Consider the following 17,574-nt stretch of genomic DNA (forward strand, 5'->3'; position numbering starts at 1 on the left):
ATCAAACCCAGCCGTTATCATTAAAAAAGCGCTGAATCGTCCTTGAGAGGAGTGATTCAGCGCTTTGATCTATTTCCATAAAAAACTGATTACCGCGTTCTGTACTTGAGGGTTGTGCATCAGCTGATCATGATCAGTGCGCGTACCCTTGACTTCCTGTTCTTGATAACTCTTGGCTCGCGGCGTTACCAAATATCTTAGCGCGCGCGATGAATTGTTGGCAACGGTTCCATCCGAATGATTACTTTGGTTACCGTAAATATTTAAGACGGCGCTTGACTTGGGATAGGTCTTTTTTAAGCCAAGCAGCTCTTGATAAAGCATGTTCATGTGGTAGGGGCGGCCGTTTTTCATCAGCTTTGAATCGGCGTTTGGCTGAATATGAGTACCATTAAAAGGGCCAGCGACTGCAACCTGTTTGGCAAGGCTTGGCAGCTGACCAGTATCAGCATATTTTGTCAGACAGTTTAACAGGCCCATATTACCAGTACCGATTCCCACCAGGTTCATGGTCTTAAAATGCCACTTAGCCCGTGCTTGTTTAATAACTTGATATGACCATTGTGCCGTTTTGGAATAGCTGCCTTCATGCTTGACAAACTCGACTTCGATTACGGGTGCCGCTTCTTTTGTCAATTGTCCGCTTAGCTTAACTCTTCCTTGAGCACTGACCTTGGCATGCAAAATGCTTAGCTTCACTCCATCTTTTTGCGCGGCTATAATCAATGGTGCCTCGTCACGCTGACTACCGGTTCGATCATGAAAGATAAACGTTGCTGAAGTCGAGGCCGCACGTGCTTGAATCGTCAGCATCAACATTCCCAATATGATTCCTAATAACAGACGCCATTTCTTTTTCTGCATCCCATTGCCTCCCAATTTGATTGCTTTCTATTATAGCGTTAAACAGCGTAATTTGACTAATCAGCGTGTTTGCGCCTAGAATTTAGTTATTTAAGCGGCTGCCTAACGAGAGAAGCAGAATTGATCGAGCATGAATTAAGAAAGGCGGGTGATGCAATGCTCAAGCAGGCATCAACAAATAAAGTAAGGCTGTTGGATCTGCTGATGATCACGATCGGATGTGGTATTTATGCACTGGGATTCGTTAAGATCAACATTGCTAATCGATTAGCGGAAGGCGGAGTTACTGGGATTTCTTTGATCATCTACCATCTCTTTCACGTTGATCCATCTATTTCGACGCTTTGCATCAACATTCCGCTGATTATCATCGGCTATCGGCTGTTGGGACGGCGCGCTTTGATCTATACCGTCTATGGCACGATTTGGTTATCAGTGTGGATCTGGATTTGGCAGCGCGTCCCATTCACCCTGGATATTCAGCATGATCTGTTTATTTCTGGGGTCTTGGCAGGTCTGATCGGCGGCTTTGGCTCAGGGATCGTCTACCGTTTTGATGGTACGACGGGTGGATCGGATGTCGTCGCGCGGATGTTTGAAAGGCATCGCGGCGTTCCCATGGGTCGTTCGCTTTTTGTCTGCGACGCGATCGTTTTAACGGCCTCGCTTTCCTATATTGATATCCGGAAAATGATGTACACGCTTTTAGCATCCTATGTCTTTTCCAAGGTGGTCAATTTTACGCAGGCCGGCTCTTATCCAGCACAAGGTTTCATCATCATCTCGACCCAAACTGAGGAAATCAGCAATCAGATCATGTGGCAATTGGAGCGGGGCGTGACGCTGCTGAAAAGCGAAGGTGCCTATTCTCATCAGCCAGGCCAAGCCCTCTATTGCGTAGTAGCCTCTGAAGAAGTTGTCACCTTAAAACGCCTGATTAATGATATCGATCCGCATGCCTTTATTACCACGTTTGACATTGCCAGCGTGGAAGGCGAGGGATTTACCTATGATCTGCCCAACCAGCCGCATTAACCATATTCTCCTAGAACTGGCGCGAGTTTTAGGAGATTTTTTTGTTTTGGTTTATACTGATCATATCAACAATAAAGAAGGCGTTAAATTATGCAGACGATTAAAATTGGCGCAACAAATTGGGAAGTCTCAAACGTTGCCTTAGGGATCATGCGGATGGGAACACTGCCCGTTGCTGATGCTGTTAAGACGCTTCAGGCCGCACATGAAGCCGGCATCAACTTTATCGATTCAGCTGACATCTATGGTCGTGATCCCAAGCTTGGCCGCGGCTCATCCGAAATTCATTTTGGCCAGGCACTCAAGCAAAGCGGACTGCGACGGGGTGATTTCTACATTCAATCCAAGGCTGGGCTGTTTGCTGATGAAACGGGCCGCATTACGCGCTATGACTCTTCTAAAAAGCATCTGCTGACTGCCATAGATGGCATCTTAGCGCGGATGGGCATTGACTATCTGGACTCGTTCTTGATTCATCGGCCTGATCCATTGATGGAACCTGAAGAAGTAGCCGCGGCTTTTGATGAGCTGCAAAAAGCCGGCAAAGTAAGGCACTTTGGCGTTTCCAACTTCAACCCGCAACAGATTGAATTGCTGCAGCATGCCTGCTCACAGCGGCTGTTGGTTGACCAGCTACAGTTTTCGATCATGCACACAGGGATGATTGATTTTGGCCTGCATACCAATATGACTGATCAAGCCTCGCTCAATCATGATGGGGGACTGTTGGAATACGCGCGGCGCAAGCAAATGACGATTCAAACCTGGTCGCCGTTTCAATATGGTACATTTGCGGGAACCTTTATCGACAATGAGGAGTTCCATGAATTAAATGTGGTGTTAAAGCGTCTGGCCGATAAGTATCATGTTTCTAAAAATGCGATCGCGGTTGCTTGGATTCTCAAACATCCCGCAAAAATGCAAGTGCTTTTGGGGACGATGAATCCGCAGCATATTATTGATAGTGTTCAAGGCAGCGAGATAACCTTGACCAACCAGGAATGGTACGATATCTATCTGGCAGCTGGCAACTCACTACCATAAAGGAGGATTGAATTGAGCAAACAGATTACGATTGGTATGATCGCGCATGTTGATGCCGGTAAAACAACGCTGTCTGAGGCCCTGCTTTATCAGACGGGAATCATTCGCCGTATGGGACGTGTTGACAATGGGGATGCATTCCTGGATTCCGATCAGCTTGAAAAAAAGCGTGGCATTACGATTTTTTCCCACCAGGCCAAGCTTGAGTATGACGACCTGTCCATCACGCTGCTGGATACCCCTGGCCACGTTGATTTTGCTGCGCAGACTGAACAGGCGCTACGGGTTTTGGACTATGCGATTTTGGTGATTTCGGCAACCGATGGCGTTGAAGGCTATACCAGAACGCTTTGGCAGCTGTTGGCTGAAAACCGCGTGCCAACTTTTATCTTTGTCAATAAAATGGATGCTGATACGGCTGATGGTAAGAAGATCCTCAGTCAGCTGCAGACCGAGCTTGCGTCAGGCTGTTTTGCGCTGACGGACTTTAATGGTGAGCTTAAATTATTTGACCATGAAGAACTGGCCATGCAAGATGACGATGCACTGTTAGAATACCTGGATCAAGGTCAGCTTTCAGATGAGCGTATTCGGCAGATGATTCAGCAACGGCAGCTTTTTCCCTGCTGTTTTGGCTCAGCATTAAAGCTGCAAGGGATTAATGCCTTGCTGGCTTCACTTACCCAGTGGACGCAGCCTCGTGAATTTCCCAGCGAGTTTGCGGCCCGTGTGTTTAAGATCTCGCATGATGAACGAGGCGAGCGCTTAACCTGGGTGCGGGTACTGGGCGGCAGTCTCAAGGCAAAGACCGCTATTTTACCGGATCAAAAGGCCAATCAGCTGCGTGTATACAACGGCAGTAAGTTTACCATCGTCAATCAGGTCTCAGCAGGCGCTGTCTGTGCCATTGCCGGGCCGATGACAACCTATCCAGGACAAGGGCTAGGGAACCTTAAAGACGATACGCAGACACTCATGCAGCCCGTTTTGAGTTATGCGGTTGATCCGAAAGAAAATGACGTTCATCAATGCTTAAAGGCCATGCAGACGCTGGCTGATGAGGATCCGCTGCTGCATGTGGTTTGGGATGAACAGCTGCAGGAGATTCGCGTTCAGATCATGGGAACCGTGCAGCTAGAAATTTTGCAGCAGCTGCTCTTAGAACGATTTGGCATGGATGTTGACTTCATTAAAGGCGGTATTTTGTATCGTGAGACCATAACCGCGCCAATTGAGGGAGTCGGTCACTTTGAGCCATTGCGGCACTATGCTGAAGCGCATCTCTTATTAGAGCCGGCCAAGCGGGGAACCGGGATCCGCTATACCAGTCAATGCAGTGTCGATGTGCTGAATAAAAATTGGCAGCATCAGATCATTACCAGTCTGGAGCAGACCAGTCCCAAGGGCGTTTTGATTGGCGCCCCGCTGACCGATGTCAAGGTAACGCTGGTTGGTGGCCGCGCGCACGTCAAACATACTGAGGGTGGGGACTTCCGTCAAGCTGCCAGTCGCGCGCTACGGCAAGGATTGATGACTTTAAAAGCCCAGCATCAATGTCAGCTTTTGGAGCCGTGGTATCGTTTCCAGCTGATGGTCCCAAGTACGCAGGTTGGTCGTGCGCTTAACGACTTGCAGCGCATGCATAGCGAGGTTGACCCGCTTGATGATCAGACGACTGACAGCGTTTTACTGACTGGTCTGGCGCCAGTTGCCCAAATGAGCGACTATGCCACGGTGCTGCGCGGTTATACGCATGGACAAGGACAGCTGGAGTGCCTGCCGGCTGGCTATCGACCATGTCATAATGCTGACGAGATCATTCAGCAGGCGGACTATCTGCCGACTGCCGATCTGGCCAATACGCCGGATTCGGTTTTCTGCGCGCATGGTGCCGGCTACCCGGTCAAATGGGATCAGGTCCCGCAAACCATGCATTGCGACTATTACTGCGACTTTATGCATGGTTGATTGAGCTATTATCTTAAAAAAGGCCTCAGCAATTACGCCGGGGCCTTTCTGCTTATTTATGATAATGATACTTTAGTTGGATGATTTGAATAGCCGTTTCAGTTACTGCGTATACCATGCGATGCTCGTCATTAATTTTTTTAGACCAAAGTCTTGCAGGTCATGTTGTAAAGGCTCTGGCTTTCCCAATCCAGAAAAGGGATGCCTAATTGTATCGCTAATCAGCTTGTCAATACGTTTAACCATTGATCGATTGGCCTTTTTCCATTCCAAATATTCTTCCCAAGCATCTGCTGTAAAGACAATATTCAGCTTATTCATGACTGTTTAAGCGCTCAAATTCTTCTGGCGTTAAAAAATGTTCTTGCTTGCCGAGCTGGTCAATCGAATGCTTCAAAGCATCCCTGTTCGCCTTGCTTTTTAGCAGATAGTTAGTTTCTTGCCAAGAGTTGTACTCTTTTTCAGAAATCATTACAACATTTTATAATCATTATCATAGTTTTCAGCGACCACTGTAGCTAAGCCATCAATCTTCAACGATTTCATTTTAACTATCAAAAAGATCTCCTATATGGGTTTCCTCAAGTATAGGAGGTCCGCGTGGTGGTTGGAATACGTGTTTGTAGTGTGCTTACATAGAAACGACAACCACTGATAAATAAAAAGCTCTCTGCCTGGGCCATTTGCCTGAGCAGGGAGCTTTGTCATCTTTGAAACGTAGAAACGTACCATCATGTGGCGGTCTGCCTGCTTGAACTGGTTTAGTCGTGCTGATCCAGCCAATCCTGCAGTACTGCTTGATATTCCAAAGGCTTTTCGACAAACGACATATGTCGCGTGCCGTCAAACAGATGCCATTGCGAATTGGGCAGGGCATCGGCCATCGTCTTGGCAACCAATGGCGTACAAAGATCGTTAGTGCCACTGGTAATTAAGGTTGGCACGTATAGATTGCGCAGCTTGTCGGTATAGTTATAGTCTTTGAGATTGCCGGTTGGCGTAAACTCATTGGGTCCCCAGGCAGTTTGATAGGCCAGTTCGCCAACGTTTTTCTCACGCCACAGATATTCAGGAGCATTCTCATCAGGTGCTGCTGCCGCGTGCAGTTCCATAAACCGGGCATTGACCCGCTGGTAGGCATCACCAGTGAAATCGTTGGCAGCTTCGGCTTGAGCAATGACTTCCTGATCTTCCTTACTCATAAAACTGATCAAACGGTGCTGTTCTTGTCCCCATAATTGGGCATCAGAAAGGGTGCTTGAAAGAATCAGACTCTTAATTCCAGCTGGCATTTCATCACAAAGATACATGATTGCCAGCATACCGCCCCAAGACTGACCCAGTAGATGGATCTGATCCAGATGCAGCCGTTCCCGCAGATTTTTTAATTCCCGCAGCCAGGTTTCAGCCTGATAGACCCGGGGATGATCAGGCATCGAGGAAAGACCGCAGCCAATCTGATCGTACATGATCAATTGCCGCTGATCACGCTCCGCCAGCTCATCCAAAGCCTCAAAGTAGTTGTGCGTCGAGCCCGGCCCGCCATGCAGCAGCAGTAAAGGTGCTTTGTTGCTGGGCTTGCCAACGATCCGATAATAAGTTCGATAAGGTCCAAATGGGATAAAGCCGTCTTTAATCATTAAGATCACTCTCCAAAGCAAATTAACTGTTATTATTCTAAGATTCAATTTCTCCAGTGACAAGCCACAGTTAAGGTTGAACATGTTGAAATACTAGATGCTGTTGCTGGGTAAAAGCTTGGTCATGTTGTATCAAACTTTGCCGGCAAGCGCTGAAGCCACGACGCCTTGATTGACGTAGCCGTTTTTCTAATAAAAAGGCACACAATCTAATAAATAGATCAGCATGATGTGATGCCACTGGTTTTGGCGAGTCTTCAATGAACCACAGCAGACTGGAGCCATCACGATAGTCTGGATCAACAGCAAGCGTTGCCTGATACTGGGCAGTGGCGGTCCCGGGCATCGTTAAAGCCAAGTCGTTCGAAGTGTAGGATGGTTGGCAGATCTTGGGGATCAACGACAGTAGTTTCAATCATAGCAAAATCCGCAGCTTGGATTAGAAGTCAAATAAACATAGGAAAATAGGACTCTTTAAAACATAAACGCATTAAAACTAAAATTTTAATGCTACTTTCAAAAAACAGGGAGAACCAACTGCTTTAAAAATGCCCGCCAAGTTTTAAACAGCTTGACGAGCATTTTTTAGCTAATCATCGGTCTCGACACTGATCACCTTTTTGTTGACGGCATTGATTTTAACTTCGGTTTTTTGATGACCGTCAACCACGTCAACTTGCCAGATCGTTTGACCATCATCGGTTTCCAGCGTCCATTCACGGCCTTGACCGGATTTAGCGGCTTTTTCAGCTAATTGATTGGCTTTTTGGCGGCTGATGACCTGATTAAGCTTAATGGCTGTTTCATGATCATCGGCATCAAGCTTTTCGGTTTTGGCAGCTGACAATTTGCCAGTCTGTGCATCGATCTTAGCTGAGTATTCTTTTTGCGAATCAAATCCGGAAATCTCGTACTGGTAGTGATTCAGATGTTTTTCTAGACTGATTTCGCTAATTTTAGCCTTGGCATACTTTTGCTTGAATTTAGCAACGGCCTGTTTTTCATTCAATTTAATATTCTGAGCAGCAGCTTGGACCGTTGGCGACCATTCCGCTGTCGTGGCAAACGTGCCGCTTGACACCGTGGCAGCTAATAAAACCGCTGCGGTGAGCCGGATCAATTTGTGAGTTGTCATGATTTTCCTCCTTTGATATATTATGTAATTGGCTATCTTTAAGTGGATGACCAACATTTCTAACTTAATTATACAAAATAGCAAAGCGTTTTCAACTAATTGAACGATTGTCAGTTAGTTGACTAGTGATATCAAGCCATTAATGCTAAAATGACGTTGAAATTCATGAAAAGGCGTTGATAGCATGTGCACGGCAATCAGTTTTACAACCAGACAGCAGCATCATTTTTTAGGCCGCACGATGGATTTTCCGCTTCGTTCCACACCTTGGCAGCAAGGTTATCTGCCAATTGATTATCATTGGCAGAGCCTGCCTAAATTCAATTCTTTTACTAATGATTATGCTATTTTGGGGGGCATGCGAGAAATCAATGGTCATTATTTAATTGGCGATGGCTTAAATTCAGCGGGGCTTTGGGTAGCCGAGCTTTATTTTCCTGGTCCGCAGCTTTATTATGATCATCCCCAAGCGCATTGTCTAAATCTGTCGCCCCAAGACATGATTGGCTGGCTGCTGGGCATGCACGCGTCAGTTGCTGAAATCGCTGCGGAATTGGACTCAGTTGCGTTAAATGGCGTAATCTGGCATGACCATGACATCGTTCATCCCTTCCACTGGCTCTTAAATGACGATACGGGCACCTATCTGATTGAACCCACGCAATATCATTTGACGCTTCAAGCCTTGCCGTTGGGGGTCTTGACCAATAGTCCCCGCTACGCAAAGCAGCGTCAAAAACTAACCAGTTATCTAGGAATCGATCCAAAGACCAGTGATGCTGAAGTAATGATGGCGATTCGCAGTTCCAAGGCTCCCCTGCCCTCACAAAGGACGCCGACTTCACGCTTTATCAATGCTGCGGTGAGTCTTTGGCAGGCATCCCCGTTCGACGATAGTGATCAAGAGGCATTTAGGCTGTCATCTAAAATTTTAAAGCAAGTCGAAATGAACCAGCTTCCCGGACATGACGTTTATACTCATTATCGAGAAATAGTCGACGCGCATGCACAAACCAGTTATTTTTATGATCTAACCACGCGACAAAAACTGGTTCATCGTTTGCCTGATCTGATGGCGCGTTTCGATCAGCCATCCCTTTTTAAAAGCTAAAAAAGCGTCTGGCCTATCCTGCCAGACGCTTTTATATTGACAATGATAAGTTTTTAGATCTGCTTAGAACTTAGATGCTGTATTGGCCCATGATTGCCATCTCATCCAAAACCTCGCCAATCGTAGCCTCATGTAGCTTGGCATATCTGGGTGCTCCCATCAGCCCATCGTCTAGATAGTAATCGATAATATTGCGATAGCCCTTTCCCGGTTGAACCAATGGATTACGCTCAATCTGAATGCGTGATTTCCGGGTTAGTGGCGGATACTGCCCGCGATAGTTTTCATCAAAGATTGCCCGATTCAAATCGTTGATCATCACGTGGTAATTGCAGATCAAGCGGTGTTGATTCATTTTGGCCAGGTCTTTTTTGTAAATATGCTTTTCTAGATACTGCAAAGTCTGAAAGGCCACTTTTGGATCCCATTCTCTTACAAAAGACTGGCCTTTGCGTACCTGCTTAATGGCTTTCTTAGTTGCGTCGGTATGCTTACACACTTTTTTGATTTTCTTCTTTGGCAAGACAACGATGATTGATTCCAAAAGCTGCCAATCTGCTCCAGTAAGCGTCACGTAGATCCCTTCTTTACTTGATTTCAATCTAATCGGTCTTTTAAAACTTCAAGTATTATACCATGATCAATATCAAATTCACGCATAAAGGGTTGAATATTTTTAGTAGTCAAAAATTTTGAACCTTATGGCTACTGTCATTCTGGCTGTAAAAAAGCATAATATCGAAATGCAAAACAGTTTATCAATCAGCAAATAAAAATGAATTTACTGGCTGCTAATCAATGCTGACCTAAGCAGAAGGGTTTTTACATAATATAAATTATCGTTAATAAATTTACGGGATAATAGCAAGGATTGCCCTATTATTGCCAACCGTTTATCAGTTATAATTAAATAAAATGATTTGGGAGGAATCTTATGACCACTGTCTATATTGTTGGCTTGCTTTTAATCACCGTCGTAGCAGCCAACATTGTTCATTTGCTCTGGCCGATTCTGCCATTAGCGATTTATCAGATACTAGCTGGAATCATGCTGAGCATTTTACCGATTGATACGCATGCAATTGTCTTAAAGCCGGAGCTATTTATGCTGTTGATCATTGCCCCATTGATGTTCAATGATGGCCAAAACGTATCTTTTCGCCAACTTGCTCAAAACGTGCGCCAGATTTTATCAATGGCGGTAGGGTTGGCTATTGTAACGGTAATCTTGGTTGGTGGCGGCTTAAAACTGGCTCTGCCGCAGCATTTCACTTATGCTTTGGCATTTATGCTGGCAGCTATCATCACACCGACTGATGCCGTGGCGGTTAAGTCATTGACAAACAATGTTGAGATGCCTAAAAACGTCAACGAGACCCTGGAATACGAGTCACTGTTCAATGATGCTTCAGGGCTGGTTTTGTTCAGTCTGGCAACCAGCACACTGACTTCAGGTGAGTTTTCAATTGGCCATGGCGTTTTAGTTTTCCTATACGTCTTTTTTGGCGGAATTCTTTTTGGCGCTTTGATGGGCTGGATGCTGATTGCTTTAAGAACCACACTGATGCGAACCCACGTTGATATTGGCTCAATTGTCATCCCGATTAACGTCATGACTCCATTTGCCGTCTACTGGCTGGCTGAGGAAATACACCTGTCTGGAATCCTGGCAGTCGTAGCAGCCGGAATCGTCCATAGTATCCTGTATGATCAGCTGCGCTTGACTTCCTCGCGAGTTCAAAATGCCACGACAACCCTTTGGAGCATCATCGCGAGCCTGTTGAATGGATTTGTTTTTGTCCTTTTGGGGGTAATGCTGCCAGAAGTCGTCAGCCAGACGCTAGCCGCAACCATCCTTAAGCTGGCCTTGCTGGGGTTGGGACTGTACCTGGCTTTGGGGCTGATTCGCTATCTATGGGCGCGCTTCAAGCTGGTTGATATGCATTCAGACAACATTAACCGCGACAGTCTCTTGCTGGCTTTAGGTGGGGTTCACGGTACGATTACGCTGGCGATGGCATTTTCTATCCCCGTTCTGACAGAAAGCGCGCAGCTGGCAACCCGTAATCAATTGATCCTGCTGGCAGCGATTGTGATCCTGATCAGTCTGACGGTTGGAACGCTGGCCTTCCCGCGTCTCTTACCAGCCAAAACCAAGAACTACACTAACGATGAGTTCCAAGATCAGCTGATTCATACCGTTCAATATGCAATCGATGAGCTCAGTGAGTCGCCTGATCATAAAAAAGAACAGGCCCTGGTGATTGATCAGCTAAGCAGTCAGATGACGCTGACGTTTAAGATCAACCGCAATGTCTATGATCGTCTAGCCAGTCAGGCACGGGGCGTTGAAATGCAGACGTTGGCTGAGCTGCGTGAAAATGGTGTCGTAACTGCTAGAGAAGAGCAGGTCTATGACCGAATGATTGGCCGCGATGCCTTAATGCACAGTCAGCATGGCCTATTTGCCTTTTTGCGAATCTGGCACTACCGGCTGAAATGGAAACGACTGAGTCACAAGTTGCATAAACACCATCCCCAAACGTTTAACGAAATGCAAAAGCTATATAGCAACAAGGCTTTGCAAGATAAGCCCAAAGCGGTTCGGCAACAGTATTTTGACCGTCTAGAATCAATCTTTAGCATGACCATGGCCGATGTCAACGAGTTTTTAGATGAGGTACAGACACCGGACAACGTGCATGAGGTTGCCATGGTACGGCGGATGTATCTGAATCGGCAGCAGACACTGGATCGTTTCCATTCTCGTGGCGAGATGGATACCAATATCTTGCGTACGCTGGCCATCAAGGCATTTCAAGATGAGCACAGCTACGTTCAGCAACAGGCCGCTGCTGGCGTAATCTCAAGTGAATTAGCCAATGCCTTAAACGAGCACATTTCAAACGATCAGCTGGTCTGCATCCAATCGTTTGAAGACTAGTTGATTTGACGACGTTTGGATATTGCGCTGCAAATATCGATTGCATCCCCTGTTACTCCCCTTTTAAAAAATCAGCCCTACTCAATAATCTACTGGGCGGGGCTGTTGTATCATGTTCAATTATAGATAGCATAAATTGACATATGCTGATAAAGCTGGGTATAGCTGGTGCTTTCAGCTAGCAAGCCAGCTAGGACCATCTTCTTTTAGCTGAAATTGCAAAACATTTTAAAACCAGTTATAATTATACCGTAAACAAAAAGGCTAACGTGCTGGAACACGTTAGCCCATGTCCTTGAAAATCGACAGTGTTTCGCTTTATTTACAGATAAAACTACTTCACCATCTTAGAGCTGCCACTCATAAAGATGGTTTTTCTTTTGGTCAGATGTGAAAATGACTGACCATCCAGCAGCCAGCAATCAGAGAGGCAATCACAATAATTACCACCACTGCTAGAGCTGCATACTGAACACCGATCGGCAGGCCGTGCAGTTCATGTAGAACCGCAGCAAGCCCTTTCAGATCGACGCCATCTTGATGTCGGTTTGACACTTTGAATCCCTTTCATAATGTTGGGAAGTGTCGCCCTCATTGTTTCAACTCCTTCATTGGCATCACTTCCTTTGTAGCGAAGCACTGCCAATGTTCTTAGACCAAAATATTATATCATAACCAAAAACGTCGCTTCAGCATCCTATGTTGATTCGGCGTTTTTTAGGTAGGAACGTTATTGATAGTTTCTAACCAGATGGATCAGTGAGGCATCTTTTTGTACTTGACCATCAATAACCAAAGACATACTTGCCATTTGGTAATGATCGGTCTTCAAGATTGCAATCGGCTGTTTTTGACTGGTCTGATGGGCAACCCTGATCTGATAGTTGTCTGCTTTTAAGGATCGAAATAGTCGATATGAACGCCACGTCGCTTTAAATACCAGGTCTGACCATTCTGCTGATCATGCAGCGAAACCTTCAGCGAGCTGTCTTGATGAATCTGAACTGACAAATATTGTCCCTCACCGTTAAGCTTAATCTGCTGTGAAACAATCTGACCCGGTTTTAAATATGTCGGCCGGGCATGGTACTGAGTCGAAAGCTGTGAGCACTGGGCACCGCCGATAAACCAAAGTGAAGGCATCAATGAAGACCAGCCTGATACAGTAGTATACCTTCCCTGTCTGAAAGAACAAATTGCGTTCCGAGTACTTCAATAAAGCATGCACTACCCGATTGTTCATCAGCCGAAAATCAGCACTGTCGGGAATCATGGTCACACCCATCTGATTCATCAATTTATAGAAGCCCTCAGCAGTGTTGCGCTTGAATCAAGAGTCAGTCTGGCGATCACTGCGCACCCCGTAGACGATCTCACAGCCATTTTTATATTATTCAATCATTTCTGGAATCTTGTCGGGATCATCTTGCAGATCAGCATCAACCGTAATCATCACGTCCGCATCCCAGACCGCCGTCGTCATCCCTGCCAACAAAGCTGATTGATGGCCAAGGTTGCGTTATAATCTGGCTTAAATGATCAAGACTAAGCATTATCTCACTCCTTCTCGTTTTTTATTATCATACGTGGATCGTACTTGGTCTGATATAGGATTAAAATGAAACAATTCTGAAGAATCTTCAGAAAGCAAAATATTTAATAAGGAGTATTTAGCATGACCACTTATCTTTTGGCACCAGATTCATTTAAAGAAAGCATGACATCACGCCAGGTTTGTGAAGCAATGGCTTTCGGCATCAAGCAGGCCGATCCAAATGCCAGCATTATCAGCGTTCCCTTGGCTGATGGCGGTGAAGGAACAACTGATGCTTTAGTCAGTGCAACGCATGGTACTTTTAGACATCTGACGGTCACTGGACCACTAGGCAAATCAACTGCTGCTACTTATGGCATCCTAGGTGATTCACGAACCGCCGTAATTGAAATGGCAATGGCCAGCGGTTTGGAAATGGTACCGATTGATCAACGCAACCCGTGGCTGACAACGACCTATGGCACCGGCGAATTAATTAAGGATGCGCTTGGTCAGGACATCGACTGCATCATCATTGGGCTGGGCGGTTCCAGTACCAATGATGCCGGTGCGGGGATGGCACAAGCATTGGGCGCGCACCTTTTGGATAGCAATGGTCAGGAACTGCCGGTTGGGGGCGGCGCATTAAAAGATCTTGCCAGGATTGGTGTCAGCGAATTAGATCCGCGGCTAAAACAAGTTGAGATCATCTTAGCCAGTGATGTGACAAATCCTCTGACTGGTCCACAAGGGGCTTCATATGTCTTTGGCCGGCAAAAAGGCGCTGATTCTGCCATGATCAAAAGACTGGACCAGAATTTGCATCATTTTGCTCAAATCATCAAGCGAGATCTGGGGAAAGATGTTGAAAATCAACCTGGAGCTGGGGCTGCTGGGGGATTAGGTGCCGGATTGATGGCATTTGCTGATGGCAAGATGCAGCGCGGCATTGAGCTTGTCATCAAACTTACTAATTTAGAAGCTAAGGTGCAGCAGGCCAACTATATTTTTACGGGCGAAGGCGGCACGGACTTTCAAACTCACTTTGGTAAAGCTCCTTTTGGCGTAGCGCAGTTAGGCAAAAAGTATCATAAGCCAGTCATCTCGTTTGCTGGTTATCTTGGCAACGGTATCGAAAAGCTGTATCCGGATGGCTTTACTGCCTTTTTCAGCATTATGCAAGGTGCCAGCGATCGACAGTCCGCACTGGCTAAGGGACCTGAGAATATGACCAGAACCGTTGCCAACGTGGTGCGATTGTTAAAACGATAAATCTTTAACCCGACTTCATCTAGATGTGGTCGGATTTTTTAATACGTAAAAACCCTTAATTTATGTTTATTAATGCATTATTCTGAATATAAAACAATAATATTATTTGAATTTAAATCAGAAAAATACGCATAAAAGCATTCAATTAAAGCTATATATTTATTTTTATTCAGTATGTTGACATAAAAATGATTATCTATTAAGATTTTATTAACGAATAATTCAACGAGAGGTGCATAATATGAATAAGCAGCAAGAAATTGATATATTATCACATTTGATCAGCATCAAATCGGTTAATGATCATGAGGCCGCCGTGGCTGACTACATTGAATCCCTGTTTAAGCCTTACGAAGACCAAGGCGTCAAGATTGAGCGCGTAAGCTATGCACCGGATCGCGACAATTTGATCGTTACAATTGGTGAAGGTGAGCGCATGCTGGGCTTTAGCGGCCATGAAGACGTCGTCGCCCCAAGTGATCTTAGTCAATGGAACTCGGATCCGTTTAAAGCCACGATTAAAGACAATATGCTTTATGGGCGCGGTGCTTCTGACATGAAGAGTGGCCTGGCAGCTTTAATTGCCGCCATGTTGGATATGTTGGAAAACCATCACGTTCCTGGCAAGATTCGTCTGCTGTGCACGGTTGGTGAAGAAACCGGCGAATATGGTGCCGCTCAATTAACCAAGCTGGGCTATGCCGACAATCTAGCTGGATTGGTAATTGCTGAGCCGGGTAACGATATGCACGAAATCGGCTACACGTCTAAAGGCATTATCGATTACATTGTTACCTCCAAGGGCAAAGGTGCACACAGCTCCCAGCCACAAAAAGGCATCAACGCCATCGACCATCTGATTGACTTTGCCGTTCAGGTTAAGCCGCTGATGGCTAAATTCGACAAGGTCAATCCCGTGCTGGGGCCTCTCACTCATGTACAAAGCGTCTTTAATGGTGGCGAACAGATCAACAGCGTGCCTGCCAAAGCAGTTATGAAAGGCAATATTCGAACGATTCCCGAATATCCAAACCAAGTCGTCTTTGACGCACTCAATGGCTTGGTTGATCAACTGAATCAAAAGCCGGGCTATGATCTGACAATTGAATACAGCTTCCCTGAAGACGCAATGCCTGGAGACAAGGATGCCCCGTTGATCAAGCTTATTGAACATGTTCACGATGAACTGTTTGATGGACCAATTGAACCCAAGGGCCAGGCTGGCGCCAGTGATGGCTCTGAGTTCTTGCATGCTAAGGGCGACTTTGCCATTGCCTTGATTGGTCCCGGCAACAATACGCAACACCAGAGCAATGAATATGTTGATTTAGACGTTTATCATCAATCGATCAAATTCTACCAGCAGCTGGCTGAAGAATTTTTCGCTCAACCATAGAAAGGAGCCTGCTTATGCAACAACAACCAACCCCTACTAAGAAAAAGCACAAGCTTCCTTCCGCGTTTACGATCCTATTTTTACTGATTGCCTTGATGGCAGTTTTGACATGGATCATTCCGGCAGGGACATATAAAAGCGACAGTGCCGGCAACCTGATCAGCGGCACGTATCACACAGTTGCTCATCACTACCAAGGAATCTGGGATGTCTTTATGGCACCCGTCACGGGGATGATCGGCAATAAGGCAACAACCGGCGCAATCGGGATCGCCCTTTTCATTCTCGTGATTGGTGGATTCTTGGGCGTCGTTAACCAAACCGGCGCCTTAAATGATGGTATCCGGGCCGTCGTTCACAACTCCAAGGGTCATGAAAAACGAATGATCGTAATTTTAACGATTATCTTTGCGCTTGGCGGCTCGACTTACGGTATGGGTGAAGAAACGATCGCCTTTTTCCCGCTGCTGGTACCGGTTATGATGGCCGTTGGGTATGATTCACTGGTGGCAGCTGGTGTGATATTGCTAGGCACGCGGGTTGGGGATCTGGCTTCAACGGTTAACCCCTTCTCGACCGGTGTTGCTTCAGCTATGATCAAGATCTCCCCTGGTGAAGGACTGGGATCACGGATCATCTTGCTGGTTATCGTCACGGTGATGACAATCTTCTTTATTCTGCACTATGCCGATAAAATCAAAAAAGATCCAACCAAGTCACTGGTCTACAATCAACGCAAGGCCGACATGGAATACTTTAACGTTGCTGACCGTAGCGAAGCGCCAACGCCTTTGACCAAAGTCCAAAAACGCGTCTTGTGGATCTTTGCAATTACTTTTTTGATTATGATTATCGGTCTGGTGCCATGGACCAGCATCAATGCCAAATGGACGTTCTTTAATGATTTCAATGATTGGCTGGTCAGCGTGCCGGTATTGGGCGTATTGATCGGTCAAGACATGGCACCACTGGGCAGCTGGTACTTTAACGAAATTACGCTCTTATTCTTATTTATGTCCATGGTAGTTATGTTTGTGGCCCACATTAAGGAACAAGACTTCATTGACGCCTTCATGAAGGGTATGAGCGATTTATTAAGCGTTGCCATTATCGTTGCCGTAGCTCGCGGGATTCAAGTGATCATGAACGAAGGGATGATTACGGGGACAATTCTGCACTGGGGCGAAGTTGGCTTAAGCGGCATGCCAAAAGCTGCCTTTGCAATTCTGGCCTTTATCTTCTTTGTGATTTTATCTTTCCTGATCCCATCCAGTTCCGGTCTGGCAGCGGCAACCATGGGCATCATGGGGTCACTGGCTCACTTTGCCAAGGTTGACGGCAGCGTTGTCGTAACCGCCTACCAGGCTGCGACCGGTTTGATTACTGCCGTTACGCCAACCGCGGGGATGCTGGTTGGGGCCTTGGCATTGTGCCGGATTCCATTTACGGTTTGGTGGAAGTGGATTGCCAAACTGATTGCCGCCCTGTTTATCGTAGTCTGCATCTTCTTAGGGATTATTGCGGTGATGTAAAAATTTAAAAAAACCTCAGGTGTGACCCGTACCCCCAAAGTTGGAAATACAACTTTGGGGGTATTTTTATGACCAAAATCAGCATAGAGACTAAGATCA

The 17,574-nt window shown here is 46.0% G+C and carries 15 protein-coding genes and 2 pseudogenes; 8 read left to right on the forward strand and 9 right to left on the reverse strand.

The annotated features are described in order from the left end of the window. Positions 1-69: 69 nt before the first annotated feature. Positions 70-864: an alpha/beta hydrolase gene (locus tag HF864_RS03670; RefSeq protein WP_169461752.1), complete on the reverse strand. Its 795-nt coding sequence runs from the start codon at positions 862-864 to the stop codon at positions 70-72. 156 nt (positions 865-1,020) lie between these two features. Between HF864_RS03670 and HF864_RS03675 the strand changes: the two genes are divergently transcribed. The 3 genes from HF864_RS03675 to HF864_RS03685 all read left to right on the forward strand — a co-directional run bounded on the left by HF864_RS03675 (position 1,021) and on the right by HF864_RS03685 (position 4,911). Then, positions 1,021-1,899 (forward strand): YitT family protein, encoded by an 879-nt coding sequence (locus tag HF864_RS03675; protein WP_169461769.1) that lies wholly within the window; start codon positions 1,021-1,023, stop codon positions 1,897-1,899. 90 nt (positions 1,900-1,989) lie between these two features. Continuing rightward, complete coding sequence (locus HF864_RS03680; RefSeq protein WP_169461753.1) at positions 1,990-2,943, forward strand: aldo/keto reductase; 954 nt, start codon at positions 1,990-1,992, stop codon at positions 2,941-2,943. A gap of 12 nt (positions 2,944-2,955) precedes the next feature. Next, a complete protein-coding gene (locus tag HF864_RS03685) occupies positions 2,956-4,911 on the forward strand; it encodes a TetM/TetW/TetO/TetS family tetracycline resistance ribosomal protection protein (RefSeq protein WP_169461754.1) in 1,956 nt (651 codons plus the stop codon). Positions 4,912-4,963: 52 nt separating this feature from the next. Here the strand turns inward: HF864_RS03685 and HF864_RS03690 are convergent. The 5 genes and pseudogenes from HF864_RS03690 to HF864_RS03710 form a co-directional block, all read right to left on the reverse strand. Continuing rightward, positions 4,964-5,232: pseudogene (locus tag HF864_RS03690) on the reverse strand (Txe/YoeB family addiction module toxin). Next, positions 5,225-5,383, reverse strand: coding sequence for a hypothetical protein (locus HF864_RS03695; protein WP_240936867.1), 159 nt, complete (start codon positions 5,381-5,383; stop codon positions 5,225-5,227). Before HF864_RS03695 ends, HF864_RS03690 begins: the two are co-directional and overlap by 8 nt. 289 nt (positions 5,384-5,672) lie before the next feature. Then, the gene (gene pepI, locus HF864_RS03700) at positions 5,673-6,551 is read right to left on the reverse strand and encodes a proline iminopeptidase (RefSeq protein WP_169461755.1); all 879 of its coding nucleotides are present in this window, start codon (positions 6,549-6,551) and stop codon (positions 5,673-5,675) included. A 70-nt stretch (positions 6,552-6,621) separates the two neighbouring features. Next, on the reverse strand, positions 6,622-6,966 hold the full coding sequence (locus tag HF864_RS03705; protein WP_169461756.1) for a hypothetical protein: 345 nt from the start codon (positions 6,964-6,966) through the stop codon (positions 6,622-6,624). Positions 6,967-7,140: 174 nt separating this feature from the next. Beyond that, positions 7,141-7,686, reverse strand: a complete 546-nt coding sequence (locus HF864_RS03710; RefSeq protein WP_033935505.1) for a PepSY domain-containing protein — start codon at positions 7,684-7,686, stop codon at positions 7,141-7,143. 184 nt (positions 7,687-7,870) lie between these two features. Between HF864_RS03710 and HF864_RS03715 the strand changes: the two genes are divergently transcribed. Then, positions 7,871-8,797 (forward strand): linear amide C-N hydrolase, encoded by a 927-nt coding sequence (locus HF864_RS03715; RefSeq protein WP_169461757.1) that lies wholly within the window; start codon positions 7,871-7,873, stop codon positions 8,795-8,797. Between the two features lie 70 nt (positions 8,798-8,867). Here HF864_RS03715 and HF864_RS03720 read toward each other — a convergent pair whose 3' ends face one another. Further along, positions 8,868-9,371 (reverse strand): hypothetical protein, encoded by a 504-nt coding sequence (locus HF864_RS03720; RefSeq protein WP_169461758.1) that lies wholly within the window; start codon positions 9,369-9,371, stop codon positions 8,868-8,870. 360 nt (positions 9,372-9,731) lie between these two features. On the opposite strand from HF864_RS03720, the gene HF864_RS03725 reads away from it, so the two are divergent. Then, entirely contained in the window at positions 9,732-11,741 is a 2,010-nt protein-coding gene (locus tag HF864_RS03725) for a sodium:proton antiporter (protein ID WP_169461759.1), read from the forward strand. Positions 11,742-12,125: 384 nt separating this feature from the next. Here the strand turns inward: HF864_RS03725 and HF864_RS03730 are convergent, their stop codons facing one another. Then, a complete protein-coding gene (locus tag HF864_RS03730) occupies positions 12,126-12,296 on the reverse strand; it encodes a hypothetical protein (RefSeq protein ID WP_169461760.1) in 171 nt (56 codons plus the stop codon). 555 nt (positions 12,297-12,851) lie between these two features. Then, a pseudogene (locus HF864_RS03740) lies at positions 12,852-13,260 on the reverse strand (glycosyltransferase); the annotation flags it as partial. Between the two features lie 156 nt (positions 13,261-13,416). Here HF864_RS03740 and HF864_RS03745 point away from each other — a divergent pair. The 3 genes from HF864_RS03745 (at position 13,417) to HF864_RS03755 (ending at position 17,475) form a co-directional block, all read left to right on the forward strand. Further along, positions 13,417-14,547 (forward strand): glycerate kinase, encoded by a 1,131-nt coding sequence (locus HF864_RS03745; protein ID WP_169461761.1) that lies wholly within the window; start codon positions 13,417-13,419, stop codon positions 14,545-14,547. 241 nt (positions 14,548-14,788) lie between these two features. Then, complete coding sequence (locus tag HF864_RS03750) at positions 14,789-15,943, forward strand: ArgE/DapE family deacylase (protein WP_169461762.1); 1,155 nt, start codon at positions 14,789-14,791, stop codon at positions 15,941-15,943. 14 nt (positions 15,944-15,957) lie between these two features. Beyond that, positions 15,958-17,475, forward strand: coding sequence for a YfcC family protein (locus HF864_RS03755; protein WP_169461763.1), 1,518 nt, complete (start codon positions 15,958-15,960; stop codon positions 17,473-17,475). Positions 17,476-17,574 lie beyond the last annotated feature (99 nt).

It is taken from the genome of Lactobacillus sp. MRS-253-APC-2B (assembly GCF_012843675.1).
GTDB lineage: Bacteria > Bacillota > Bacilli > Lactobacillales > Lactobacillaceae > Limosilactobacillus > Limosilactobacillus pulli.